This is a genomic window from Pseudoduganella sp. R-34 (genome assembly GCF_049904655.1).
In the GTDB taxonomy this organism is placed as follows: domain Bacteria; phylum Pseudomonadota; class Gammaproteobacteria; order Burkholderiales; family Burkholderiaceae_D; genus Rugamonas.
Genome location: NZ_CP184573.1, coordinates 77,991 through 99,929, shown reverse-complemented (window position 1 = coordinate 99,929; position 21,939 = coordinate 77,991). Strand labels below are relative to the sequence as shown.

The window sequence follows — 21,939 nt, the reverse complement described above, 5'->3', positions numbered from 1 at the left end:
AGGCAAGTCAGTGGCTTAGGTTTTGGAATGACCTTGAACGTTCGCAGCTGGTAAAGCAGGAAATGGCTCCCTTGGATTGGCGCTCCATGACACCAGCCGCTGTCCCCGTTTCGCATACTCAGCGATACGATCCGCTTTGCCTGCCAAATACTCCTCAGTCTGCATTCCCCAGACCTCGCAACGAGTGCGCGGCTGCGTGTCGAGCAAGATGAAGTCGGGACGATTTCCATCCTGGTCAATCTCGTTGATGGCAATTGGTTTAACGAACTTCCGTGCCAGGGAGACGAGGTGCTCTTCGAACTCAGTTTCGTAACTCGAATCGACCGGAACCATGTTGGTAGTCGTCGTGATGCCGCCCATCGACACAACCTTCCACCAATCGTTACCAGCTGGCTCGATGCACGCCAGCACGACTACGGAGCCAGCGGTGCCGGATAGCAGGTTGACCATGAAGGGACGCTGAGATACCAGGCCCGCAAGTTGTGAAGTTTGGACCAGGATCTTTGGCAACCCGAAGCCTTCATGCAATGGCAGCAGGCACTGCGTTTTCTCGGCGCTGTACTGCTTGAGCCGGCCGAGCACGAACAACCGGGATGGCTCGCTACCAGCGCGGGCCAGAACTTTCTGGTTGTGTGTGGCTGCGATTCGGGCGGATTGCTGGGTACCGACCAGGAGGAAGTCGGCCATCGTAGTTCCAGCGCGATTGACGACGATGCGGTCAGCGCCTTTCAGTGCCTTCAGCATGGCGCCGAACCAATTGCGCGGATAGCCATCGAGGCAGTTCAAAGACGAGTGGCGCCACAAACGTTGGAGTAGTGTGACTTCGGACGCACGGTTCCTTGAGGCCTGCACACCTTGCTTGCCGCCGGCTGCGCGCTCCGGCATATTTTTGTCATTGGCCACTGCCAGGCCCAGTCCCATCGCCAAGTGAGCCCGAATGCGCCCTTCGCCAAGTTCGTCAAATGCTGGCTTGGTGCCGGCACTGGCGCCGCTGTCAGTCTCTTCGTTGAAGAAGTCGCACTCTGGGTCATGGTCTAAGCCGGTGTCTGGCCAGCGCGCCACCCCATAGTGACTGCTCGGGGTGTCACGGCCGTAGTGCTTGACGCTCAGCGGAACTGGATTGGGACCACATAAGCAATGCGTCTGGTCTTGAAGGTGCGCGCCGGCAAGAGCGGTAACCCATTTCTGGTTAATGTTGGACTGCTCGGACGGCTTGAAGTCGGTGTTCCCGACGCGAATATGGAAGCGGATCGGCAAGACAGCCCCCGTTACGCGGTAAGTAGCGCCGAAGGGGCCAGGAGGGCGTCGACGTGCCATCCCTGCACCAGGTCAACGCCCAGCCCCCTCGCAAACGATAGCATTTCATCGTTTTCGACGCATTCAGCAACTGTGATGATCGCGCTGGACCGCCAGTTTGCCACTAGGGCCTTCAGGGCAGATTCAGCGTCGGGGCGGGACATGGTCGTCGCGAGCAGGCCGCCATCGATTTTCACTGACTCGATACGGTTGAACGCGTACAGCCGTTTCATTCCGTCGAGCCCGCTACCAAAGTCATCGATCGCGAAGCGCACGCCGGCAGCAGAAAGAGTGTTGACCTTATCCGCCAGCGCATCAAACTTGCCGACGTCGACGAATGACTCACTGAGCTCGAAGACCAGCTTATTCTTCTGCGCCGCCTCATGGAATACTTCGTCAGCTGTCGTCAGAATCGTCTCATTCGACAGATTGACGTAGAGCACCGGGTTAGATTGCGCGCGGCTCGCAAAGTAGGCGAGCACGGAGCGGTCGACATCCGACCAGCTGACCGGCCGGGCGCCGCGATAGAGCAGTTCGTACCCATGCACTACTTCATCGGCCAGGCGCATGATCGGCTGCATTTCGAATGGAAGCGCTGCGGTCCCTGGACTAATCGAAGGGATCGAGAGGCGGCCGTTGAAATTGTGTTTGGTCTGCATAGCGCGGTGTCCCGTGAACGAGGCGAAGTAGTTGCTTTTGACCGACACACTGTAGCAAGCGGGGTATAAGGGCCATTTTTGAATCAGCGCGAGATTTGGCCGTGATTCTTGCCCATTTTCTAGGCGTTTTCCGGTGAGTTGACTCAGTGGTAATTGCTATTCTCCAGCGGATACAGAGGAGAGGATTTTGATAGCACTTCAAACACGCCTTGGCTACACATTCACCGAACAGCGCCTACTCGCACAGGCGCTAACCCACCGCAGCTGTGGTCCAATCAACAATGAGCGCATGGAGTTCATCGGTGACGCACTCCTGAACATGATCGCTGCCCTGTTCCTGTTCGAGAAGTTTCCCGGTCTGCCTGAAGGTATTCTGTCCCGCTCCAGGGCCGCGCTCGTTCGCGAAGAAACCTTGGTCAAGATTGGAAGCCGGCTCGGCATCGATCAGCATATGCGAGTCGATCACCAGGACGGTTCGAAGACCGCACAGCCATCAATGATCGCGGACGCGGTAGAGGCGCTGTTCGGCGCAATCTACATGGATGGGGGAATGAATGCGGTGACCTCCGTGGTTCGACTGCTGCTCATCGACTCAATGAACCGTGGCGACATGGAGTTCAAGAAAGACCCAAAAACCGCGCTACAGGAACTCTTGCAGGGGAAAGGGATCGGCCTGCCAACTTACACAATGATCGATGCACCCAATCGCTCCGCAGGTGACCTGGTCAAGGCCACCTGTAAGATCCGCGAACTGGGTATCGAGACCAGCGGCGAAGGCCCTACGAAAAAGCGCGCCGAAGCGGACGCAGCAAGCAAAGCTATTCAGCGATGCCAGCTCCGCTGATCCTTCCAGCTGCTGAAGGCGATCTACTGTCGCCAGGCCGGCGCCGGCTTCTTGGTGCAGCCGCGGCGGCGCTGTCGCAACTGGCACTGCCAGAGTCCGCCATCGCGCAAAGCTTTTGGGACCAACCACGTGAGCTGTGGCTGCGCCGGCCAGCGACAGGCGAAGAACTCAGGGCGGTGTATTGGGCAAATGGGCAGGTCGTCCCGGAAGGTTACTATGCGATCTGCCGGCTCCTTCGCGACACGCACCGCGGTCTCGCAGTCCAGTACGATGTGGTTGCCCTCGACATCGCCCGGGGAATCTACGGCTGGCTTCAGGGCTTCGGCCTGGCGCGCCCACTGATCATCAATTCCGGTTATCGGCATCCCTTGACCAACGCAACAGAGGGTGGTGTTCGCAACAGCCTTCATACCAAGGGTAAGGCGCTGGACCTGCGCATTGAGGGTGTCAGCACCGAGAGCGTCACGCGCTTTGGCCTGTACCTTTCAGGGGGAGGTGTCGGTTTCTATCCTGGGAAGGAATTCACCCACGTCGACTGCGGCCGAGTCCGGTTCTGGCGGGGGTAGGTGGCGGCAAATCCGGAGAAAGGGCGCGCTAAAATCCGGTAGCGCTTTCGAAATTCCACTGAAGTATCAGTAACTTAGTTACTTCTCTGTCTGCCCTTCGTTGCGAGTGTCATTGTCGCGCGGGTCGCGTCTTCCGAAGAGACAATCCTTCAAACGGCCGTAGTACTTGAAAAAGTCTGCGCAGTGCTGTTCTGCCGCTTCCAATCCATCCTTTTCAGTAACCTTGGCCATGGCTTTGTCAAAGGTCACCATGACGTCGAACAGCTGCCTGGCCTGCGGAGAGATCAAGCGAAACTCAATAGGGGCATATTCCTGCGCAACCGGCGCCGGAAGGCGAACGGTTGACTCCACCAGATAGTTGACCTCATGTTCCAACTCCGCGAGCAACCACGCTGCTTTTGCGCTCTTATCGGCCCTCCGTTTGAGGAGGAACATCTTCGCGGTCAAATAGTTGAAGTCCCGTCGAAACATGCGACCGCATGTCGCGCTCACTGGAGTGAATTGCACGCGCTCTTCATAGCGGGTCACAATGGATTCAATCTTCGTCGCACCTTTTACGACTCGGCCATCGGGTAACAGTTCGCGGTCAGTATTTTGTTCAACAGACATCGGTATTCATTAAAAGCAGCGTTGGTTCTAAGAGATTGGCCAGTCAATGACTATGCCACAACATCACCCCGACTTCGGAGCTGCTTGAATGTAACGGGCAAAGCGGTGCACGCAAGTCCGCGCCCGGGAGCCGTTACGAAATGCCGCCCTCGGCACCCAGTTCGGCTGCCGTCTTGGTCGAGAGCTGCTGCTGTCCCATAACGAACGACTTGAAGTCCTTGTAGGCGTCGAGGAAGGGCTTGACCAGCTGCTCCATGTGCTCCTTGCTGATCACGCCGGTCTTGCTGGCGTGGTTTAGCGCTGCGATTGGTGCATCGGCCTCAGAGAACGCTCGATAGAGCAGGCCTGCTTCCGGTGAAACGACTCGCAACGGAACTTCCATCGGCACGACGAGATCAGATGGTGGCGCCGGATATTCCAGAGCCGATTCTTTCAAGAACTCGCCCTGAACTACCATTTCGACGAGCAAGCTCTTGGCCTGGGCCCTGAACACCTTGTCGCGGGAGCGTTTAAACAGCTTTGAGGTGACCAGGTGGTAGTCCCGGCGGACCTCTCGGCTCACCTGCCATGACAGGAACCGCGCGACGACCTGGCTGTCGATGTTCGTGTTGAGCGCCCCGATCTTATCGACATTCTTGAGGGCCAGTCCATCCCCGGTAATGACGGTGTTGCCAGGAGCGGCAGTCAGCTGCTTGGAGCCGTCGGCGGCCGACGAGTTGGTTCCGGCTACGGTCGATGGGAAGGGAGCGTTCATATGTGTGTGTTCGATGTGCACCAAATAGCTGTCGAGAATAGCGCTAGCCTTTACGCCAACGGGCGTGAATGGCGACATTTTTCACCAACATTTACCCGTACTGTTTCCTTCCCCGAAAGTCCTATGCTAGTATTCCGGCGTCGGTCTTCGGCAAAGTTATCTGCAACAGGTCCTGCACGCTCCCGAAAGCACTCACAGGATCCCAGCTCTCCAAATTCCTCGTTGTCTTCTGGTCACCATAAGACAGCGTACTGCGCTACTCCTTTTTTCGTTCGTCGCTTTCGCGGCAAAAATCAGGAGTGAACCATGCATGCAATCCAATCTCATCAAGCCGGCAGCCAAGGCATCGTTACGAAAATCGCATCCGTGCACGTCGGTCATGCCATCCTGGTGATACTGATCATCGGTATCGCCGTGACCATGGCCGGCGTCCTGACCGAATGCCAACACCAGTCCGAACTGCTCAAACAGGGCGGCAATGCTTTTGAAGCATACTTAGCGCTTCTCCAAGCTCAACCAATTGATTCCATCACGCACTACGCCATCGCCGGTGTACAGCTCCAGCTGCCGTCTGCTGGTGGAAACATGCAAGCCATTGGCCTGGCTGTTTGCTATGTCGCAGCTCCCTTGGTTGCGACCGGTCTGTTCGCATTGCGAACTATCGGTCCGAAGCCTGAAGTGGATACCTGGGAACTGGTGACAACCTAAGAACTTGGCGTCGGGCACTCTCGGCGCCAGAGCAAATGAAAATTGCGGGGAGGGCGTTCAGCGCCTTTGCCTGCAGTGCTTCGACTATGGATTCCCCAAAAGGGGGAGGGGCCTGGCTGTCCCCTCATGGCTTTCTCGCGAGAGTCATGGGGGGACAGCCTTGTCCTTCACCTCTTAAGGAATTACATATGTCGACCACACAAAACCCTTCTCAGAACCCTTTTGATTGGATGACCCGCGCAGGTGTTGGCGCGGCCGACGTTGAATGGTTGTCGCAGATGGACGGTTCCCTGGAACTGCACACGAACGAGAACCGTACTCGCGTTGAGAGGATCTACACGAAGGCGATGGCCGGCATGCTGGCAAGCGCTTCACCTGTAGAGATCATGCGATCGATGAAGTTGAACTGAGAATCACGAACATGCGGCGCCTAATCGCTGGCGCCGCATGTCACGTGTATTTCTGGTACTTTCAGGGCGCCTACGCGCGCAAAGGATGGGCGGGGCCCGCCGATTTTCCAGTGTGTGGACGCATATCGCCCATGAGGAATCGGAGCTCCTTGATGCTGAAACCCGAAGCCTCGTGCAGGATGATCAGCACCGCGGCGGTGACTGGACACCGACCATTGCGGATCTTGCTGATGGTTGGCGAGCTGATTTCCAGATGCTTGGACAATGCCAGGTCATTCTTCAGGCCGAGCCGCGCAATCACCGCATCGAGCAGCGTAGCCTGTGTGAAATTCGGAATTTTGTCGGTGATAGCGTTCATGTCTACGCGGTCGTGCAGGGTCAGTTACGATACTTGGCTTGAAGCTCACGCCGGCTTTGCGCTTCGATGGACAGCGTCGCCGTGGGCTGGGCCAGGAGCCGCTCGATACCGATTGCCTCACCAGTTTCGGCGCACCAGCCATAGTCACCGGAAGTGATACTCTCCAGCGCCGCCTCGAGCCGCGTGCGCTTGTCTGCGTCGCGCCGCGCGGAGCGCAGCGCTTGCGACTTCTCCTCCTCTGCAGTGGCCCGGTCCGACGGATCGGCGGTCACCTCCACCTGCGTCGCGCTGTGGATGTTGTTCTTTGCATGTTCGCCAATGTCCGCGAGCATCGCGCGCAGCTTGAGGCGGAAGAAGCCCAGTTGCGCGTCATTCATGTAGTCCGCTTCAGGCATTGCCAGGAGCTGCGCCTCCGTCATCGCCTCCGGCCCTTTGCGACGGGCCTTGGTTTTCGTTTGTTCCAATTGCGCTGTTAGCATGTACGTCCTTCCGGGGGAAACAAGTGCTACCAATGTTGCGATCTGCAACATGGGAATTCAGGTGGAATGCTTTAAAAAAGTGCGGCGAAATCGCCAATCCCACCGCACAACCGGGAAATTACGGTTCGCGGTTCGAACTGTGCACAGTATGAAACTCCTGCAGCCCGCGCACGATGATCGTGGTTTCAATCCAGCTGTTGTTCTGGATGTCGTCGTGCATGCGGATCCCGCCGGCGCTGAACACCGACAGACAGAAGCGAGGCTGGTTCGGGAACTTGCTCAGGGCTTTGTCTTCGAAGTCGATCTGCAGGCGGAGCACGTTGCCGTTGGGGAGAACCATGTTGAAGGTTGGCATGGCGTGCGTCGAATGCGACACGTCACTGAAGCCTGGTGGCAGCACCAGGTCCAACTCCCCGAACTTCGGGAACACATCTTGATAGGGCAATTTTCTCTCCTCACATAGGGTTAAAGGTGAGGAGAAAGTAACAAGCGAATTTGGCTGCGCAAGTCGGCAATTCACCGCGAGCATGACCAATGATTTGCTTTTCGCGGGGCCTACTCGATTTGCAGCCAGGCCTCGATGTCTTCAGCCGTGTGGTAGCCGGAAAGCACCCGCCCGTCGGCGCGGACAAGGGACGGCGTCGACGTCAGCCCCAGCGCGCGAGCTGCACTCAAATTTCTCTCGACCGCGGCGAAGTCGCAGTCGGGCGCCGACGTCAGTGTCGGATGGCCTGTCATCACCAATGCCCATGCCTTGGCCCGGTCTGAGCTGCACCAAGCTGCATGCGCCGCCAGCTGCGATTCAGGTGAGTGACCTGGAAGGACGAACGTCTTCAGCTCCACATTCTTGAGCTTGAGCAATTCCGGATGGATCTGTCGGCAGAAGCCGCAATCAGCGCTTTCGAACAAATACAGCGGCCGGCCAAGTTCCCCCATGCTGCTGGTCGCAACAATTGCATCCGTAACACGGAGCTTCGATACGTCAATTTGGACTTCCCGCTTGGGAAAGAACATAAACGCCAGCACGCCAGCGGTCGCAATCGAGACCAGGGGGATCGCGAAGCGATGTGCAAGTTTGGAAATGGTATGCATCGTTTTTAGTGCCGGTCTTCCGAAACGGGGAGTATGGACACGATGATATGCCATCGGCCGCTTCGTCCGGCCTGCAGTGAGCGACCATTTCCGACCGGACTTGCTCTCGATGTTATCCACGATTTCGCTGGATAAGGCTGTGGATAAGCACAGCCGACGTGCGGTTCTGAGAGGGGAAGTCACGCGTGCCGCATTTTTAATCATCAGTCGAGGGCGATATTGGCAGTGCCTGCAGCATCGTGATACACTGATCTCGTCGATTATTCGGCATCCTCCGACCTGGCCCCGCGCCAAACGCACTCCGACTATTCCATAGACCTTTTACGCTGCCTCAGGCCACGTAAGAGCTTTCGCTCGTTCCTCTTTTCTATCCGCGTTGCGGAACAACTTAGGAGGACTTCCATGCAAACCTGTCAACACGAACAACAACCCGACGCCCATGTCGGCGCCGTAATGCAATCCTGCTGCCCAGAACCTGGCTGCGAGGCTGAAGGGGCGCTGGCATGACCAGCTTCTTCCACAGGCCTGAGAAAATTCGCAGGCAGCTGTCCGTGCGAGGGTACTTCGGCCGGTTGGCGCTTAAAGTAAGCGAAAGCTTGCAGAAAGCCCTGGGCGGCGAACGGCTGGACCATGAGGAGCCGAACGTTGTCAGCACGGTCATTGGTCCGCGCCAACTCCATTCGGATGGTTGGACCAAATGCGACCGCATCTATCTGCGTGCGGAGCAGATTGGCGAAATCAAGAAGAGCCACAGCAACCCGCGCGGCGTTACCACGTGCTTTGCCAATTCGACCCAGGTCGCCGGCTGGCATCCACAATGGTGTCTTGAACAGCACCTCTCGACGGTTGAACAACGGAAAGCGGCTACCGCTTCCCTGCAGCGCTAAGCCTCTCCATACGTCCGACCTCGTGCTCGACCACCCGTACCGCCTCAACTGACGGATTAAATCCGCCTTCACCCACAAGGGACACTGCTCCCTTTGGGATGGTGTCTCTTCCTTCTAGGAGCACACACCATGTTTCGAACCACCCGCCCTCCAAAAAACGAAACGCCCGAACAACGCATGGACCGACTCGATCGGGAGGCAGGGTTTGCCTACCGGGCACGCAACTACAACACCAGCGCAACCCAGCGTTTGAACAACTACAAAGACGACTTGACAATGCCCCTACCGAAAGAGGCATGCAAACACCAGTCCTAATTTCAAAGTACAGCTTCCGCTGACAGACGGCTCCGATCCTGGCGCCACAGCCGTGTTGCAAGACATGTTGGCAGTATCTTTGTCGGCTTGATCTATGGCGATGCATATAACCTCGCGACGCCTCCCTTTCCGGTTGGCGTCCTTTTTTAGGGAAATCATCATGACAAAACCAATCGCTCCACTCTCAAACGCCGAACTAGCCCAGCTGCGGAACGATGCACGAGACCTGCGCGCAGCCGCAACCAGGAAGGGGCACACTATGGACAGCTATGAAGAGATTGAGGAACGCATCGCGGCCCAAAACTACTTCGAATTAGGAACGTGGCTTTTCTACTACTCGAAGCGGATCAGCAAACCCGAAGGCCTCAAGGACCGTATTGATTGCGCACGCCGACTGTTTGAAGCGGGTGTGTACCACCCTGGTTACCAATTTTTCACAGTCTTCGACTTTGGCGAGCGTCAGTTCGATACGCTGGTAGAAATGGGCGACGCAGACGACGTGCTCGATGGACTTCGCGAGATCGCCCACAAGGAACGCAACGCGAATCTTCTCAAAGCGTTCGACTACATGGGTTGGTCGCTGGAACGCAAGCAAATGGCTCTGTTCTAAGCTACACAAACACCCTGCCGCCCGCTTGGCTACAGTCCTGCCAGTCTTTCGACACCTGAAGACACCTCGCAGAAAAGAACATGCCCTGTCCATGAAAGTGGTACAGGGCACTCCTTTTCAGTGACATGATCGCCTGGCTCACTCAGCCCGATGCAGGAGAACACGGGACTCGTCGGTGAATACTGTCACTGCCAAGACCCGCTCGAGCAGGGTTGTGTTACGATTTGAATCGTCGGACTTCGGCATTCTCTGATCGCAGCGATCCCAACAGCTTCAGAATCGCCCATCGCCTCGCGCACTGGGTTGACCAGACATTCTCCTTTCGTCACCTTCCTTTATCTGACTTCACTGTCAGGTAAGTGAATTCATCCGCCAGTTTCTGGCACCTTCATCCGCTCTGCACCACAACCCTCTGGGAGATCTACCCGGAAGGGAGATTTTCCGGTTCAAGGAGAAAATAATGGGAAATCACGTTAGCGCAGCGAACCTGGGCAATGCAGTAAACGTACTGCTCGGAACCGGCGCAATAAACCTTCCAAGCGACTTCACACAACAAGCCTTTATGGACGATCTGGCAGAAGTCATCTGCCGACACGTCGGTGGCGAACTAATCCCCAGCCGGCGCCTGTTCGACTCCGACTCAAACGGCGTCACGATTGAAACCACAGGCAACCACGGCAGTCCAAGAAAGGCGTTCTGGAGCGACTTCGTTACACCATCCTCAACAAGTTCAAACTCCGCACGAACATTGTCGGAGCTGGCCCTTCAAGCGACGAGGCGGGACATCTTTTCCGATCTGCTCTCCGCAGGCAAACTGCAAATTGACGGCAAGCCAGCAATAATGGTTAGCTATCGTGGCGACTTGATTGCGCAGGAGCGAATTAACGCAGCACCTCGGTCAACCATCATCGATCAACACCTGTTCGAGGTGCGACCAGATCTTCTTAAAGCATGTCATGAAATGTCCAGAGACTTTGTTGTCGAGGACTGGGCGGGCCGTCATCTCGAAGAATTTGCCAGCGAGTATGCAAAAGGGCCCGACCACGACAAGACGATCGTCCTGCACCTTATGGGGACGCTTGAGCGACAAGCGAAGCTGACGCTTGAAGCTCTCTGGAACGCGCAGCCAATTGAACCAGGTGCATGGCGGATCGGCACAGTTACCATTTCGAGGGGTGCCTGACCTTGCCGAATTTAACAACCCACATCAAAGACCAAAGGAGAATCGATGCCGGACATGACCGACGTTGAATTAGTACAGAAGGCGGTAAGAAGTTGCGAATCATTGATCGAAGATCTGAAAGCGATCCTGTCGACCGCGAATCCGTTCGTCGCAGACATCGTATTCAGTCAACTCGATGCCGCCAACGAAATGAGCCGTCGCCTCGGCAAAACCGCATCTCACCTCGCGCAAATCGAACGCGCGCATCAGGAACAGAGTTCCAGCTGATGCGGCAGCAAGACCAATTGCGGCGTCCCGGAAGACCGGGCGCCGCAGTTCCGTTTCCCCTGATGGTTCCAGCTGATGCGCGTCCCGCATCAACTTGATCGATTTCACCTCCCAACACTGGGAATAGCGAAGACAGGACTTCCTGTCGAATCCAACTCGAAATCAAGTGGCGCTTCTGCGTCGCAGATCAAACCTATGGAGCTTCCATGCAATCAATCAAATTCGCAGGCCCGTCACATCTCACCACCTGGATGGAGCGTGGCGTGCAGGCAATCTACAACCTCATTGTGGCTTCCCATCCCCTTGTATTTGCGGTCAGTGGAGGGAAGGATAGTACGGTAACCACCATCGTCGGGCTCGAAGCGATTCGACGAGCTAGGCAAGCAGGCATCGTGCAGGCACAGCACTACGTGACGACTGCAAACACCACCGTCGAGAACCCAGCGATGTTTCAGCACCTGCTTCGCTTTCTGGACGACGTATCTGAATATTGCGAGCGGCACGAACTGGATGTCGTAGTCAAAATAGCGCAGCCATCACTGGCCTCTCAGTTTGTCGTATCCACCATCGGCCGCGGCACGTTGGCCCGAACCAATCAAAACTCCGTGAAGGACGGGAAAAGCCAACGTTCTTGCAGTACGAGTTGGAAGGTTCTTCCGCAGATCAAATTGAAGAAAGAGTTGGAAGCCAACGCCATCAGGGACGGCTTTAAAGAGCCCGTGACAATCCTGGGTACCCGCCGCTCCGAAAGCAGCGTTCGATCTGCCAAGATGCTCGAACGAGGGGAATCCGCGACCGAAGTACTTCGCGGCGCAACCGGTGACCTGACCTACAGTCCAATTGCCGATTGGCAGACGGACGATGTATGGTGGATGCTTTCCCAGTTCACGGACGAAGCGGCCTTCCCATTTCCCTCGCCAGTCAGCGCCAGGACGATCAATCGGATGCACGACCTGTACCGGGAGGCGAACGATGGTATGTGTGGTGTGATCCTCGGTGAGGAGGGGCAGCGCAAAAGTTGTGGCAGCCGCTTCGGTTGTTCGCTATGTCTAATGTCCGGTGAGCAGGACAAGTCAATGGAGTCACTGGTCAAGGAACCAAAGCACGTGCATCTCGAAGGCTTGAACAGGTTCAGAAATTACTTGATCGCGACGCAATGGGATCTATCACTTCGCGAACTAGTCGGCAGGACGATCAGTCCGGCTGGGTATTTGCGCGTACAGGCGGACACCTACTCTTACGAGCACCGGATGTCACTGCTTCGAATGCTCCTGACGCTTGACGCCCTCGAAATTGAGAGGGCCGAACGCCATACTGAGGACCTGCACGCCGGCATAATCGAAGACAACGTGACCAATCGAGAGCTATGCGACGTTCAGTTTGAGATGATCAACTCACAGCAGCTTGTGGCGATCGACTTCCAGCTGGGCATGCATCACTACTGCACACATGCGTTTCCTGCCCTCAGTGCATGGTATGAAGTCCATGAGCTGGGCCGGCGTCATGCAATCCCGAGCGTCATAGACCCAGTCCAGAAGGGTGCGATCCCTTTGCACGGTTGGTTCAAAGTCGGCAACTTTGATGCTTCCGTGCCAACCGACGGACTTCGCAGCTACGAATCGGAAATCTGGAACTCGTACCTCAACCCAGGCCGGCCTAGTTCATACGCCGTCACGCCGGAAGGCGATCGCGTTTGCTATTTTGAGGAGAGCGATGTTCTGTCGGTCGATCCGGTCGACGCGAACCTCATGGTGAACTGCGAGTTCAAGCACCTATACCTCGACGCTCAGCGATCCACCGGGCTTGAGTCCAGTCGCTTCTGGTTGAACAAAGCGTTCGTGAAGCTCCCCAAAGGTAAGGCTGGAATTTACAACCACATGGCCAAGCGAGGGCAGTACTTCGCGCACCTAGCGGATCGCCTTAACTTCAGCCCTGCAGAACTAGATGAATACCTGATCAAGCACTCCATCAGCAACAGCGCCCACGATGCCCTGTTAGTAGCAAAAAACAAGAGCAATTCCTGTCTACCACTGTTTGACCAGGTCGAGGCGCAAGCGCAGCAAAGCTTGGTGTTCTAACATAACACATTAGGCACCATTCCACGCACCCAGCTAACCCTGGGTGCAACTTTTCCTCTTGCCGCAAGTGATCGGTCATATGGTAAGATTCAAACGTCGCGATTGCGGCAGAATTGTGATTACCCCTCGTTCGTCAATGTCAAATTGACGAGCCAGTCTCCGAGATTTTCCCTGCCGACTCTTCGGCAGCTAAGTGCTCCTCCTGTAACCGTCAACAAGAGTATTCGCCGCGGCGAATGCTTCCCTGGCTTGCTGACGTAGTCAACCATTCCCGCTTCTTCATTCGGTCCGCCTTCTCTCGTTGGCACTGGACTTGAGGCGAGGTCACAATTCACGCTCACCGAGTTCGATGTCTTCGGCATCGACACAACGACGTGCTTCTCAACCTGGTTCTTCACCAGGGTCGACTTTCCCTCCTACAGGTCTGCGGGCAGGGCTGTCCCATATGCGTTACTCCACAGTGCGCATCTGGGACGGTCCTGTCCAACTACTTTGAGGAGGTTGAAATGTTCGACATCACTATCGTTCAAGAACGCCACTACATGCTCGATTGCGGCGTACCAGACACCGAAGTCGACTGGCTCGAAGCGATGAAGGCCTCCGGCCGTACCGTGTCTGCCCGGACCTCTATGCGTGCACAACGCATTGTGGACCAGGCATACGCCGGGCTGGTGGCTACGATCACCAATCCACGCTTCGCGGTGGTGCAGTAATGAACTTGTTCGCGGGTGGCGGCCATTTGGTCGCCACTTGCAACTATCTTTTCCCTTCACAGCTTTCTGCACTTCAGGTGCAGTAAGCAGTTCCCCACTGCCTCCAGTTTCCATCATCCGCCCTGCGGAAAAACTAGGAGGATCATTCAATGCAAACACAGTCAGACAGCGGACTTCTTGTTCGAGTAGGCATTCCAGAACCAACAGGAAAACTTCCGTTCCATGCATTCGAGAAGGAGTACGCAACCATGGTGAGTGCCCAGGCCTTCTGGAACCCCAAGAGCGGCAAGTTTCGAATCCCCGAAGCCTCAGACCTGTTCGAGACGGACTTCGCACTGGACAGCGCCGGATTCACCGCCATGCGGCTCTGGAAAGAAAAAGGCGCCCAGCCAGGGATGGCGGGCATCTACCCCTGGTCGTACTCGGACTACATGCTCCTCGCGTCTGAATTGTCTCCGACCTGGTTCAGCGCTCCTGATCTTTGTGTCGAAAATGAGATTGCAACAAGTCAGGCGGAGGTCGATTTCCGCATCGATGCGACGGCAACGCTCCTCGAAGGGTGTCTTAGAATCGCGTACGAGTGGCAAAACCAGCTGGCCAGGACCTGTAGCAGCACCGTTGCGCGGAATTTGGTGCCGACGCCAATCCCGGTCATCCAAGGTTGGACTACTTCTGACTATCAGCGGAGTCTGGAATTGACGATGTCGGTTCTTGAGCGCTGGACACCGTGGCTACAAACGCCGACGCTGATTGGCGTGGGTTCTGTATGCCGTCGAGAAGTCAACCACCCCAAGCACGGCCTACTGTCCGTACTTGCAGGCATTGAACCACACCTACCTTCGTCTTCCAAGCTGCATTTGTTCGGCGTGAAGGGGACGTGTCTATCGACCATCAAGATGCTGAGCCATGTAGAGAGCACCGACAGTATGGCCTACGACTTTTCTGCTCGAATGAACGCGCACCGGGCAGGCCAACCAAACTCGATCGCAAATCGAACCGCCGAAATGACCAGGTGGATGACTTCCGCCTTGCTGAAGGCTGCGCCAGCAGCTGGTGATCAATTCAGGTTGATCTGAGAACGATAGGAATATCGAGCAGGGGCCACTGGCCTCTGCTTTCCTTCAGTAATCACCACGTTTCCTACACCTCGGGTGCAGGAAGCTGCACAGCCAGCCCTCCGATTTTCATCATCCGCTCTGCGGAAAAACTTAGGAGGAGTACCACATGGACTATCAGTTCTATCCAACACCACCAGCTTTGGCCCAACGTGCCTGGGGCAAGTTCAAGAACCGAAACTTCGTTCGCGTCATGGATCCGTCAGCCGGTAAGGGCGATCTGATCAAACCAGCCCCGTTTCTCAGCTCCACGCGTTCGTACTATCGCAACGATTCAATCCCTGTCGACTGTTGCGAAATCGACCCAAGCATGCATCCAGTGCTCCGCGAATCCGGTTACAGCGTTGTCGGCGTTGACTTCATGCAGTACACCGGCGGTAATTGGCTGAGTCACATCATCATGAATCCCCCGTTTATGCATGGAGCTGACCACGTCTTAAAGGCTTGGGAAATTCTATGGGACGGCGAGGTCGTAGCGATCATCAATGCAGAGACGATCCGCAACCCGTATTCAGCGCAACGTCAGATGCTTGTTCGTCTGATAGAGCGTCACGGCGAAGTCGAATTCATCGAAGGCGCGTTTGCTGGCATCGACGCTGAACGTCAGACTGACGTTGACGTCGCGCTAGTCTACCTTCGCAAGGAAGCGAATTTACAGACTGACATCCTCGGTGAAATGCTTGGAAGTCTCGCCAAGGACCAAGCGACTGGCGCAGGCCTTGCCGGCGGCTATCAGGCTCCGCGAGAGCTTGCGATTCCCAATTCCACCATCGAGAACACTGTCGTCGCCTTTAACGCGGCGGTTCAAGCTGCAAAGGACGCTGTGTATTCGGAAGCAAGGGCGACCTACTATACCCGACTGCTTGGCAAAACCCTCGCAGAAATGGCGGACGAATCTGGCAAAGCACACGATGACGGTGACTCGACTGTCGACTATGTTCGAAAGGCGGTACTTGGCCGCTACAACGACCTTAAAGACCGAGCTTGGTCTTGCGTACTTCGATCCACCAAGGTTACAAGCCGATTGTCCTCTGCCGCCCAACAGCGGCTTGAGAGTGAGTTCGCAAACATCAAGCAACTTGAGTTCACGGTCTCGAACGTATACGGTTTCCTTTGCGGCCTGGTCGAGAAGCAGAGCGAAGTCATGATCGACATGGCATGCGATGTTTTCGACCGAGTGACTCGCTACCATACTGACAATACTGTTTATTTCAAAGGATGGAAAAGCAACGACAAACACCGAACGTGCGGTCAGCGCATGCGAACGAATCGCTTTATCATACCTGGCCATAGCCGCGATGGGTTCTACAGTTCGATTGGATGGGAATCTGAACGGATGCTGGCGGACTTCGACAAAGTCTTCGCGATGCTCGATGGGAAGCAACAGCCTGAGATTGGGTTGGTCGACATCTTCAAAGCTCATTACAAAGACCTGTATCACGGCGCTCGTATCGCCAGTTCGTATTTCGAGGTCCGTTACTATCCTGGTGCAGGGACAATCCACTTCTTCGCCAAAGACAAGGTGATTGTCGATCGTTTGAACCGCCTTGTTGGCCGTCGTCGTCAATGGCTCCCTCCGGAAGACAAGCAGGCCAGCGATGTGTTCTGGAAGCAGTATGACCAGGCCGAAAAACTGGACAAGGAGATTCGCGCTGAAGTGAAAGCGGCCACTTCCAGTGGACGATATCGCAACCACTTCGGGTATTACGGCCCATTCGGCGCATTGGAATCGAAGGACGAGGAAACTCAAACCGCAGCAATGAATTTGCTCTTCGACGCGACAACGAATGTCCTTCGCAAGCATGACATGGATCCGGAGATGCTCTTGAAGGACTCCACCACGACAAACTCCGATCAGCTGCTCCTGCTGCTGGCGGCTTAATCACCAACCCTGGCTACGGCCGGGGTTGTATTTTTCTCTGCCGTGTTCGGCTGGTCGCCAACCGTAAGCGCTTTGCGGCCCTCCCAAACTTTGACTTTCTTTCCTGCCTTTACGAGCTGCGCGCTTCGTAAGAGCATTAGCTCAACTCCTTTCTCTAGCCCGCTATGCGGAAAAACTTAAGAAGGAGTAGCGAAAATGGCATTCGATTTTGACGCCCAAGATCAAGCAATCGTAAAGCAACGCCAACTACCCCGCGCACGTTGCAAGCAGCCTCTTATCGGAGACTTTGTGCGCTTCCCTACAGGTGAAATCGAGCGGTTCAGTGAGCATTGGGGAGACGCCTTACAAACTTCACCCTCAGGTTCGTTCTATCTGTCCGAATCCGGAGAAGCGCAATTTGGAGGTGCGTCTCATCCGGCCACGCCGCTAGACCAGCTCGATGCAACTGAAACATTCTTGCCAGGTGCATTCTGGATATTTCATCACAATTACCCCGGACCAGGGCGTGCAGTCTACTTCAAAATCCCGTGCCGCCTGTTCCTCACGTCGGCACCGTACAGTGGATATTTGGGAGCGAGTTGGCATAGCGAAGATATTCGATACATTCGCGTGCAGCTTGATCGGCAATTCCGTCACGACCATCAACAGGAGGAGGTAGTTGCCGGCTGACAGCTCTGCCTTTCGTATCGCTCCAGAAAATTAGGCCGGCATGCCGGCCCTCTTCAACTGGCTGGGTAAACGTGGCGATCTTCGCCGTCTGGATCCAACTGTCGGCAACCGGCGGCCTTGCAGTGTCAGCCTACCCCCGAGGTGCTGAAGGTACTGAGCTTGGGAGCGGCATCGTATACACGCCAGTCTGCGATCTATGTACATGGCATCGACCCTCATGCCAAGAACTAAAGCGGCATTCGCTGCACTATAGCTAACCTTGCGGGTGACGACGCTACCCGCAAGGGTAGCTCCGCGAAACTAATAGCAGGGGCAAAAAGGAATGTTTAATGAACCAACTAACGAAGTTCGAGCAGGTTGGGCGATGGGAGCGATTGACGCTTGAGTTCAGCGATCTCCGCGAGCAAAACGACCGTGTGGCGTGGCGCCAGGCCGCTTCAGCTTGAACCAATCATCTGTGCGCTTGCCAGGCTGGTAAGGCGAATCGGCACGCTTCCCCACCACGCCCTCCTGCTGCAGCGTCAACGCCTGGGCATACAACCATGCGACAGGCTGCGGGACGTCCTTCTGGCTGACGTGCTGGACGTACAGAGTATGAGGGATGCGCTGCGCTTCCAAGAGCCGGGCCAACCTGGCCTTGCGTTTGATCAGCGGCAAGTCCATGATGTTGCGGCCGGCGTCCAAGAGCAAGTCGAACACGCAGTAGGTGACAGCGGGATCGCCCGCAGTGAAACGCCGCCGCCTGGCGCGGGCGTGCAAGGCGTCGAAGTCAGCACGGCCCAGAGGATCTAACACGCACATTTCTCCGTCGGTGATCATGGCACCGCAGTCTGCAGCGGCCAGTGCTCGTGCGACTTCGGGAAACCACGCTGTGCAGTCAACACCGTTCTTAGTACGCAGCTCGCAATCACGACTTCCCCAACTGGCCAGAACACGATATCCATCCAACTTCCATTCTCCGAGCCAGCCTTCTTCATCCGCCGGCGCCGTGCAGCGCTCGCTGAGCAGTGTCGGGCGCAGCTTTTCGAACGGGAGCATGGTTGAGGGCCGCCGACGTTATCCCTTGTTGGAAAGCAGCCTATTGCGGACCGCTTCCGCGCTGGGCCCTACTTCTGCCACCAGGGCGCGCAGCTGGGCTTCATCGACGTTGAGCGCCTCGGTCCAGTAGCGCACTTCATGCGGCTCGTGGATGTTTATGCGTGCTCGATCCTGCGCGCCGCGGTTGTTGAGATCATCAGCCATGGTGCATCCTCCTTTGCTTAGGCAGTGTGCACCGATGCTGCGACCTGGTCGGTGCGCCGGCGCACGCGCAAGCGCTGGCTGCACCTTACCGCCGCAGACTTCGCAGGAGTGCCGCTGCGACTAGCCCAACAAGTAAGCCGGCCGACGGCACCGTCTTAGGGCGCCGACGGCACCTGGATGGGGTCTAGCCTGTAGCCGGCAGCCTGCAGCAGTGCCACCAGGCCGTCCGGTCCCGGCAAATGCGCGGCGCCCACCAGTACCACGACGTTGCCGGCATCGAGCTCGGCGCGCAGCGGCGCGATCCAGGCATGGTTGCGCTCATCGAGCATGATGCGCTTGTACAGCGCGTTGTCGGCCGGATCGGCGGCCATGTTTGTCGTCTCGCTCAGCACCGCAGCGTAGTCGCCGCGATTGAGCAGGTCGGCAAGCTGCCCATAATAGGCAACCGTGTCGATCGATAATGCGCGGTACAGCCACTCCGCGTAGATCCGATCGGGGATCGCGCTGCGGCGCTGGGCGATGTCTGCGGCGGACTCGAGCGGGATGAGCGGAATCTGTTGTGCGTTGGCGGACTGCATGACCAGGGTGTCCCGCGAACGCATCGGAATACAGGGATAGGAGGCGAGCATGGACATGAATCGTGGACTGCGCAGTCCGAACAAATAATCAAAAACGTCGCGCCGCATGGGGCGCACGGAGAAGCATTTGGCGCGTTCGAATAGCTCGGCTTTTTGCGCCTCGGACAGCGCCTTGCTCCACGCGGCTTGGGGCGGCTGGTCAGCCTTCAGACTGTCCATGGCATCGGGTGCCATGGCGCGTTCTTCGATGGCGTCGTCCATGAGGTGTTCGATCACCAGGGCGCGGGCTCCACGTAGGAACGATGGCGCAGGTTGGCGCAGCGCAGGGTGACCGATATGCATGGTCGCCATCAGCACGCTCGTTTGGCCGTTGGGCGCCGTCACGCGCAAGACGGGGACGCCCTCCGCGGCGCGCGCACCGCTGTAGGCCAGCAGCACACACAACCACCAGGCACGGCGCGATCGGGTCAACATGGGGATCTCCTTGAATGTCAGATGCGGTCATTGTACGGCGGCGGCGCGCGACCGGCGCATGGCCTGCCTTGCCTTCGCTACTTCCATACTGTCAGGCAGGCGCGCGCTGCCCGCCGGTGCGGCGGGGGGCTTTTCCGAGGACCGCAGGAAACAAGCCATGGTATGCTTGAAAAAGAGCCTGCTCGGTTCTCCCTCTGAATTCATCACCAATCCACACTATTCAGAGGTTCACATGGCTCAAGCCGCAATACTCACGCCGGGACAAATCCGGCACCTTCTCCGCGTCACCGATGCCACCAGTCGCCATCCAGAGCGCGATTGCCTGGTCCTGCTGCTTGGGATCACCTGCGGCATGCGAGTGTCTGAGATTGCCCAGATCGAGGTCCAGGACGTGCTGTTTGTATCTGGAGTAGTACGGGCCGAAGTATCGCTGCGCGCCGCGATTACGAAGGGCTGCCGGCAACGCTGCATCTACCTGACCCACAAGCAGACCTTAGCGGCGTTGGATCGCTACCTGGAACATCGTGTCGCGCACCGACTTCGCATGTCCGACGCGCCAGGCCGGTACCGAGGCCTTCGGCCGGACAGCAAGCTGATCCTGACCCATAAGGGCTACAAATTTCAGCTGAACACAAAGCGGCGCTTGAGCTTTGCGGGGGAACGGGTTGACTACCTGGCTTGCGACAGCCTGCAGGCGCATGTCACCAAGTGCTATAAGAGCGCCGGGCTGAAAGGCTCCAGTCATTCTGGCCGGCGAACGATGGCCTCACGGCTATTGGAGCAGGGCCAGAGCATCGAGACGCTGCAGCTGCTTCTAGGCCACTCAGAAATCGATCATGTCGCCCCATATATCGAAGTGTCACAAGAAAAGTTGGAGGCGATGTTCGCTGAGGCGCTGTAATAGTGTAATATCCCCACAAGGGATATATATGAATATTGGTCAAATGTCACAAAACGAATTCTTACAGTCGGCGATGGCGGAGCTAGGTATGACGCGAGACTCCTTCGCGGTCCGCTTGGGCTGCGCTCGCCGAACGCTGGACAAATGGCTGCTGCCGGAATCGTCCAATGACCACCGGCCAATGCCTGAAACGGTATGGAACCTGGTGCGCGAAATTCTGGCCCACGAGAAGCTGAAAGCCAAAATTGAAAAGATGTCGATGCGGGCTGCAAATAAAGCGTGACATATCCCCACCGGGGATATATTATCGACCAAGTCGATGAACTATTGATTACTAAACCAGGAAAACGAACATGCTGCACGAACTGCAACCTGATCTGCGAGAACTGATTGACCTGACGCGCCAGGCCGAGAACTACGATGCGACCATGGCCGCCGCGCAGCTGGCCGGCAAGCCGATCGAACTGGGTGCCGGCGCAGCTGACGAACGCCGCCGCAAGAGCCTGCGCATCGAGCAGCTGCGTACCAAGTGGAACATCTGACCAAGAACATCAATCATGCGTGACATTTTCGAACCGCGTTTCGAACCGGCAAAGAGCATCTACCTGGCATTCCAAGGCGAAGCGGCAAAACGTAAAGGCCGCAAGGTCGAAGAATGGGTAAAGGCGGAACGCGAAGCGGTGTTCCGCGAATGCACCCAACAGGCGCAGATGCGCGGCCTGCATTCCCCGACCATGGATGAAGTGACCGCAGCAGAACGCTACGCCATGGGATCGATCGACTACGGCGCGAAGTGGGCCTATCAGCTGGCCCGTGTCATGGAGCCAGTCGCCGGCCAGGCTCACTAAACATCAAGGAAATCACGATGAACAAGCAACAATACCAAGAGCTGTTGAAAACGATGAAGCCAGTTCACCCGGCCTCTAACCTGTTCGGGTTGACCCATCGCGAGTTTATTTTCGGCGCGGTTGCCGTGGGCGCCGTTTTGGTGGCGATCTTTAAGTAAGCGGAAAACGAATGCGTCAAGACATTACGTGTGAGGGTATCGTTGTGCAGGCTGGCCAAGTGTGGAAGGATCTGGACCGCCGCAATGGTCAGCGCCTGTGCAAAGTGAAGGTTGTCACTGCCGGCAACGCATTCATGCAACGCTGCCGCGAAGATGGCACTGTGTCGGTAGACACCCCCGTCAAAGTGTCGGTAAGCGAAATGCACCGCGGCGCCACCGGCTGGCAGCTGGTCGGATAACTCAA

Annotated in this window: 30 protein-coding genes; 19 read left to right on the top strand and 11 right to left on the bottom strand. The window is 56.7% G+C overall.

Annotated features, from left to right (window positions below):
* Positions 1–15: 15 nt before the first annotated feature.
* Positions 16–1,257 carry a DUF1173 family protein gene (locus tag ACN9MW_RS31710; protein ID WP_426172402.1) on the bottom strand — a complete coding sequence of 414 codons (1,242 nt, stop codon included), beginning with the start codon at positions 1,255–1,257 and terminating at the stop codon, positions 16–18.
* 11 nt (positions 1,258–1,268) lie between these two features.
* On the bottom strand, positions 1,269–1,955 hold the full coding sequence (locus ACN9MW_RS31705) for an EAL domain-containing protein (protein WP_426172400.1): 687 nt from the start codon (positions 1,953–1,955) through the stop codon (positions 1,269–1,271).
* A gap of 187 nt (positions 1,956–2,142) precedes the next feature.
* Between ACN9MW_RS31705 and rnc the strand changes: the two genes are divergently transcribed.
* A complete protein-coding gene (gene rnc / locus ACN9MW_RS31700; protein WP_426172399.1) occupies positions 2,143–2,799 on the top strand; it encodes a ribonuclease III in 657 nt (218 codons plus the stop codon).
* Complete coding sequence (locus ACN9MW_RS31695) at positions 2,784–3,365, top strand: YcbK family protein (protein WP_426172397.1); 582 nt, start codon at positions 2,784–2,786, stop codon at positions 3,363–3,365. The genes rnc and ACN9MW_RS31695 overlap by 16 nt, the downstream gene beginning before the upstream one ends.
* A gap of 78 nt (positions 3,366–3,443) precedes the next feature.
* Here ACN9MW_RS31695 and ACN9MW_RS31690 read toward each other — a convergent pair whose 3' ends face one another.
* Complete coding sequence (locus ACN9MW_RS31690; RefSeq protein ID WP_426172395.1) at positions 3,444–3,974, bottom strand: hypothetical protein; 531 nt, start codon at positions 3,972–3,974, stop codon at positions 3,444–3,446.
* Between the two features lie 133 nt (positions 3,975–4,107).
* Entirely contained in the window at positions 4,108–4,806 is a 699-nt protein-coding gene (locus ACN9MW_RS31685; RefSeq protein ID WP_426172394.1) for a hypothetical protein, read from the bottom strand.
* Between the two features lie 228 nt (positions 4,807–5,034).
* On the opposite strand from ACN9MW_RS31685, the gene ACN9MW_RS31680 reads away from it, so the two are divergent.
* Positions 5,035–5,436: a hypothetical protein gene (locus tag ACN9MW_RS31680; RefSeq protein ID WP_426172393.1), complete on the top strand. Its 402-nt coding sequence runs from the start codon at positions 5,035–5,037 to the stop codon at positions 5,434–5,436.
* Positions 5,437–5,624: 188 nt separating this feature from the next.
* Positions 5,625–5,846, top strand: a complete 222-nt coding sequence (locus tag ACN9MW_RS31675; protein WP_426172391.1) for a hypothetical protein — start codon at positions 5,625–5,627, stop codon at positions 5,844–5,846.
* A 70-nt stretch (positions 5,847–5,916) separates the two neighbouring features.
* On the opposite strand, the gene ACN9MW_RS31670 is transcribed toward ACN9MW_RS31675, so the two are convergent.
* The 4 genes from ACN9MW_RS31670 to ACN9MW_RS31655 form a co-directional block, all read right to left on the bottom strand.
* Entirely contained in the window at positions 5,917–6,204 is a 288-nt protein-coding gene (locus ACN9MW_RS31670) for a helix-turn-helix domain-containing protein (RefSeq protein WP_426172390.1), read from the bottom strand.
* A 20-nt stretch (positions 6,205–6,224) separates the two neighbouring features.
* Entirely contained in the window at positions 6,225–6,734 is a 510-nt protein-coding gene (locus tag ACN9MW_RS31665) for a TraR/DksA family transcriptional regulator (protein ID WP_426172388.1), read from the bottom strand.
* 67 nt (positions 6,735–6,801) lie between these two features.
* Entirely contained in the window at positions 6,802–7,128 is a 327-nt protein-coding gene (locus ACN9MW_RS31660; protein WP_426172387.1) for a hypothetical protein, read from the bottom strand.
* 110 nt (positions 7,129–7,238) lie between these two features.
* Positions 7,239–7,775 (bottom strand): DsbC family protein, encoded by a 537-nt coding sequence (locus tag ACN9MW_RS31655; RefSeq protein ID WP_426172385.1) that lies wholly within the window; start codon positions 7,773–7,775, stop codon positions 7,239–7,241.
* 503 nt (positions 7,776–8,278) lie between these two features.
* Between ACN9MW_RS31655 and ACN9MW_RS31650 the strand changes: the two genes are divergently transcribed.
* The 9 genes from ACN9MW_RS31650 to ACN9MW_RS31610 all read left to right on the top strand — a co-directional run bounded on the left by ACN9MW_RS31650 (position 8,279) and on the right by ACN9MW_RS31610 (position 17,494).
* A complete protein-coding gene (locus tag ACN9MW_RS31650; protein ID WP_426172383.1) occupies positions 8,279–8,662 on the top strand; it encodes a hypothetical protein in 384 nt (127 codons plus the stop codon).
* A gap of 475 nt (positions 8,663–9,137) precedes the next feature.
* Positions 9,138–9,587 (top strand): hypothetical protein, encoded by a 450-nt coding sequence (locus ACN9MW_RS31645; RefSeq protein ID WP_426172382.1) that lies wholly within the window; start codon positions 9,138–9,140, stop codon positions 9,585–9,587.
* A 460-nt stretch (positions 9,588–10,047) separates the two neighbouring features.
* Complete coding sequence (locus tag ACN9MW_RS31640; protein ID WP_426172380.1) at positions 10,048–10,770, top strand: hypothetical protein; 723 nt, start codon at positions 10,048–10,050, stop codon at positions 10,768–10,770.
* 45 nt (positions 10,771–10,815) lie between these two features.
* Positions 10,816–11,037 (top strand): hypothetical protein, encoded by a 222-nt coding sequence (locus ACN9MW_RS31635; protein ID WP_426172379.1) that lies wholly within the window; start codon positions 10,816–10,818, stop codon positions 11,035–11,037.
* Positions 11,038–11,243: 206 nt separating this feature from the next.
* Positions 11,244–13,115 (top strand): phosphoadenosine phosphosulfate reductase family protein, encoded by a 1,872-nt coding sequence (locus ACN9MW_RS31630; RefSeq protein WP_426172377.1) that lies wholly within the window; start codon positions 11,244–11,246, stop codon positions 13,113–13,115.
* A gap of 506 nt (positions 13,116–13,621) precedes the next feature.
* On the top strand, positions 13,622–13,828 hold the full coding sequence (locus ACN9MW_RS31625) for a hypothetical protein (protein ID WP_426172375.1): 207 nt from the start codon (positions 13,622–13,624) through the stop codon (positions 13,826–13,828).
* Between the two features lie 149 nt (positions 13,829–13,977).
* Complete coding sequence (locus tag ACN9MW_RS31620) at positions 13,978–14,904, top strand: DUF7221 family queuine tRNA-ribosyltransferase-like protein (protein ID WP_426172373.1); 927 nt, start codon at positions 13,978–13,980, stop codon at positions 14,902–14,904.
* Positions 14,905–15,052: 148 nt separating this feature from the next.
* Positions 15,053–16,825 (top strand): DUF4942 domain-containing protein, encoded by a 1,773-nt coding sequence (locus ACN9MW_RS31615; RefSeq protein WP_426172637.1) that lies wholly within the window; start codon positions 15,053–15,055, stop codon positions 16,823–16,825.
* Between the two features lie 195 nt (positions 16,826–17,020).
* Complete coding sequence (locus ACN9MW_RS31610) at positions 17,021–17,494, top strand: hypothetical protein (RefSeq protein ID WP_426172636.1); 474 nt, start codon at positions 17,021–17,023, stop codon at positions 17,492–17,494.
* A gap of 387 nt (positions 17,495–17,881) precedes the next feature.
* Here the strand turns inward: ACN9MW_RS31610 and ACN9MW_RS31605 are convergent, their stop codons facing one another.
* The 3 genes from ACN9MW_RS31605 to ACN9MW_RS31595 form a co-directional block, all read right to left on the bottom strand.
* Positions 17,882–18,532, bottom strand: a complete 651-nt coding sequence (locus ACN9MW_RS31605; RefSeq protein WP_426172635.1) for a hypothetical protein — start codon at positions 18,530–18,532, stop codon at positions 17,882–17,884.
* A gap of 18 nt (positions 18,533–18,550) precedes the next feature.
* Positions 18,551–18,736 (bottom strand): DUF3606 domain-containing protein, encoded by a 186-nt coding sequence (locus tag ACN9MW_RS31600; RefSeq protein WP_426172634.1) that lies wholly within the window; start codon positions 18,734–18,736, stop codon positions 18,551–18,553.
* Positions 18,737–18,891: 155 nt separating this feature from the next.
* Positions 18,892–19,788 (bottom strand): TraB/GumN family protein, encoded by an 897-nt coding sequence (locus tag ACN9MW_RS31595; protein WP_426172633.1) that lies wholly within the window; start codon positions 19,786–19,788, stop codon positions 18,892–18,894.
* A 157-nt stretch (positions 19,789–19,945) separates the two neighbouring features.
* On the opposite strand from ACN9MW_RS31595, the gene ACN9MW_RS31590 reads away from it, so the two are divergent.
* From ACN9MW_RS31590 to ACN9MW_RS31565, 6 genes are all read left to right on the top strand, one after another.
* On the top strand, positions 19,946–20,689 hold the full coding sequence (locus ACN9MW_RS31590; protein WP_426172632.1) for a tyrosine-type recombinase/integrase: 744 nt from the start codon (positions 19,946–19,948) through the stop codon (positions 20,687–20,689).
* Positions 20,690–20,717: 28 nt separating this feature from the next.
* Positions 20,718–20,972, top strand: coding sequence for a hypothetical protein (locus tag ACN9MW_RS31585; protein ID WP_426172631.1), 255 nt, complete (start codon positions 20,718–20,720; stop codon positions 20,970–20,972).
* Between the two features lie 70 nt (positions 20,973–21,042).
* A complete protein-coding gene (locus ACN9MW_RS31580) occupies positions 21,043–21,231 on the top strand; it encodes a hypothetical protein (protein ID WP_426172630.1) in 189 nt (62 codons plus the stop codon).
* Between the two features lie 15 nt (positions 21,232–21,246).
* Positions 21,247–21,537: a hypothetical protein gene (locus ACN9MW_RS31575; RefSeq protein ID WP_426172629.1), complete on the top strand. Its 291-nt coding sequence runs from the start codon at positions 21,247–21,249 to the stop codon at positions 21,535–21,537.
* A gap of 17 nt (positions 21,538–21,554) precedes the next feature.
* Positions 21,555–21,695, top strand: coding sequence for a hypothetical protein (locus ACN9MW_RS31570; protein WP_426172628.1), 141 nt, complete (start codon positions 21,555–21,557; stop codon positions 21,693–21,695).
* 11 nt (positions 21,696–21,706) lie between these two features.
* A complete protein-coding gene (locus ACN9MW_RS31565; RefSeq protein WP_426172627.1) occupies positions 21,707–21,934 on the top strand; it encodes a hypothetical protein in 228 nt (75 codons plus the stop codon).
* The last annotated feature ends 5 nt before the right edge of the window (positions 21,935–21,939 follow it).

What these genes read in the sequence shown, in the direction of transcription:
- ACN9MW_RS31705 (WP_426172400.1), bottom strand. Translation starts at nt 1,955, where the DNA reads ATGCAGACCAAACACAATTTCAACGGCCGCCTCTCGATCCCTTCGATT.
- ACN9MW_RS31585 (WP_426172631.1), top strand. Translation starts at nt 20,718, where the DNA reads ATGAATATTGGTCAAATGTCACAAAACGAATTCTTACAGTCGGCGATG.
- ACN9MW_RS31590 (WP_426172632.1), top strand. Translation starts at nt 19,946, where the DNA reads ATGGTATGCTTGAAAAAGAGCCTGCTCGGTTCTCCCTCTGAATTCATC.
- ACN9MW_RS31580 (WP_426172630.1), top strand. Translation starts at nt 21,043, where the DNA reads ATGCTGCACGAACTGCAACCTGATCTGCGAGAACTGATTGACCTGACG.
- ACN9MW_RS31645 (WP_426172382.1), top strand. Translation starts at nt 9,138, where the DNA reads ATGACAAAACCAATCGCTCCACTCTCAAACGCCGAACTAGCCCAGCTG.
- ACN9MW_RS31650 (WP_426172383.1), top strand. Translation starts at nt 8,279, where the DNA reads ATGACCAGCTTCTTCCACAGGCCTGAGAAAATTCGCAGGCAGCTGTCC.
- ACN9MW_RS31635 (WP_426172379.1), top strand. Translation starts at nt 10,816, where the DNA reads ATGCCGGACATGACCGACGTTGAATTAGTACAGAAGGCGGTAAGAAGT.
- ACN9MW_RS31625 (WP_426172375.1), top strand. Translation starts at nt 13,622, where the DNA reads ATGTTCGACATCACTATCGTTCAAGAACGCCACTACATGCTCGATTGC.
- ACN9MW_RS31615 (WP_426172637.1), top strand. Translation starts at nt 15,053, where the DNA reads ATGGACTATCAGTTCTATCCAACACCACCAGCTTTGGCCCAACGTGCC.
- ACN9MW_RS31630 (WP_426172377.1), top strand. Translation starts at nt 11,244, where the DNA reads ATGCAATCAATCAAATTCGCAGGCCCGTCACATCTCACCACCTGGATG.
- ACN9MW_RS31605 (WP_426172635.1), bottom strand. Translation starts at nt 18,532, where the DNA reads ATGCTCCCGTTCGAAAAGCTGCGCCCGACACTGCTCAGCGAGCGCTGC.
- ACN9MW_RS31570 (WP_426172628.1), top strand. Translation starts at nt 21,555, where the DNA reads ATGAACAAGCAACAATACCAAGAGCTGTTGAAAACGATGAAGCCAGTT.
- ACN9MW_RS31655 (WP_426172385.1), bottom strand. Translation starts at nt 7,775, where the DNA reads ATGCATACCATTTCCAAACTTGCACATCGCTTCGCGATCCCCCTGGTC.
- ACN9MW_RS31690 (WP_426172395.1), bottom strand. Translation starts at nt 3,974, where the DNA reads ATGTCTGTTGAACAAAATACTGACCGCGAACTGTTACCCGATGGCCGA.
- ACN9MW_RS31600 (WP_426172634.1), bottom strand. Translation starts at nt 18,736, where the DNA reads ATGGCTGATGATCTCAACAACCGCGGCGCGCAGGATCGAGCACGCATA.
- ACN9MW_RS31620 (WP_426172373.1), top strand. Translation starts at nt 13,978, where the DNA reads ATGCAAACACAGTCAGACAGCGGACTTCTTGTTCGAGTAGGCATTCCA.
- ACN9MW_RS31565 (WP_426172627.1), top strand. Translation starts at nt 21,707, where the DNA reads ATGCGTCAAGACATTACGTGTGAGGGTATCGTTGTGCAGGCTGGCCAA.
- ACN9MW_RS31680 (WP_426172393.1), top strand. Translation starts at nt 5,035, where the DNA reads ATGCATGCAATCCAATCTCATCAAGCCGGCAGCCAAGGCATCGTTACG.
- ACN9MW_RS31670 (WP_426172390.1), bottom strand. Translation starts at nt 6,204, where the DNA reads ATGAACGCTATCACCGACAAAATTCCGAATTTCACACAGGCTACGCTG.
- ACN9MW_RS31685 (WP_426172394.1), bottom strand. Translation starts at nt 4,806, where the DNA reads ATGTCGCCATTCACGCCCGTTGGCGTAAAGGCTAGCGCTATTCTCGAC.
- ACN9MW_RS31610 (WP_426172636.1), top strand. Translation starts at nt 17,021, where the DNA reads ATGGCATTCGATTTTGACGCCCAAGATCAAGCAATCGTAAAGCAACGC.
- ACN9MW_RS31640 (WP_426172380.1), top strand. Translation starts at nt 10,048, where the DNA reads ATGGGAAATCACGTTAGCGCAGCGAACCTGGGCAATGCAGTAAACGTA.
- ACN9MW_RS31595 (WP_426172633.1), bottom strand. Translation starts at nt 19,788, where the DNA reads ATGTTGACCCGATCGCGCCGTGCCTGGTGGTTGTGTGTGCTGCTGGCC.
- ACN9MW_RS31575 (WP_426172629.1), top strand. Translation starts at nt 21,247, where the DNA reads ATGCGTGACATTTTCGAACCGCGTTTCGAACCGGCAAAGAGCATCTAC.
- ACN9MW_RS31665 (WP_426172388.1), bottom strand. Translation starts at nt 6,734, where the DNA reads ATGTTGCAGATCGCAACATTGGTAGCACTTGTTTCCCCCGGAAGGACG.
- ACN9MW_RS31695 (WP_426172397.1), top strand. Translation starts at nt 2,784, where the DNA reads ATGCCAGCTCCGCTGATCCTTCCAGCTGCTGAAGGCGATCTACTGTCG.
- ACN9MW_RS31675 (WP_426172391.1), top strand. Translation starts at nt 5,625, where the DNA reads ATGTCGACCACACAAAACCCTTCTCAGAACCCTTTTGATTGGATGACC.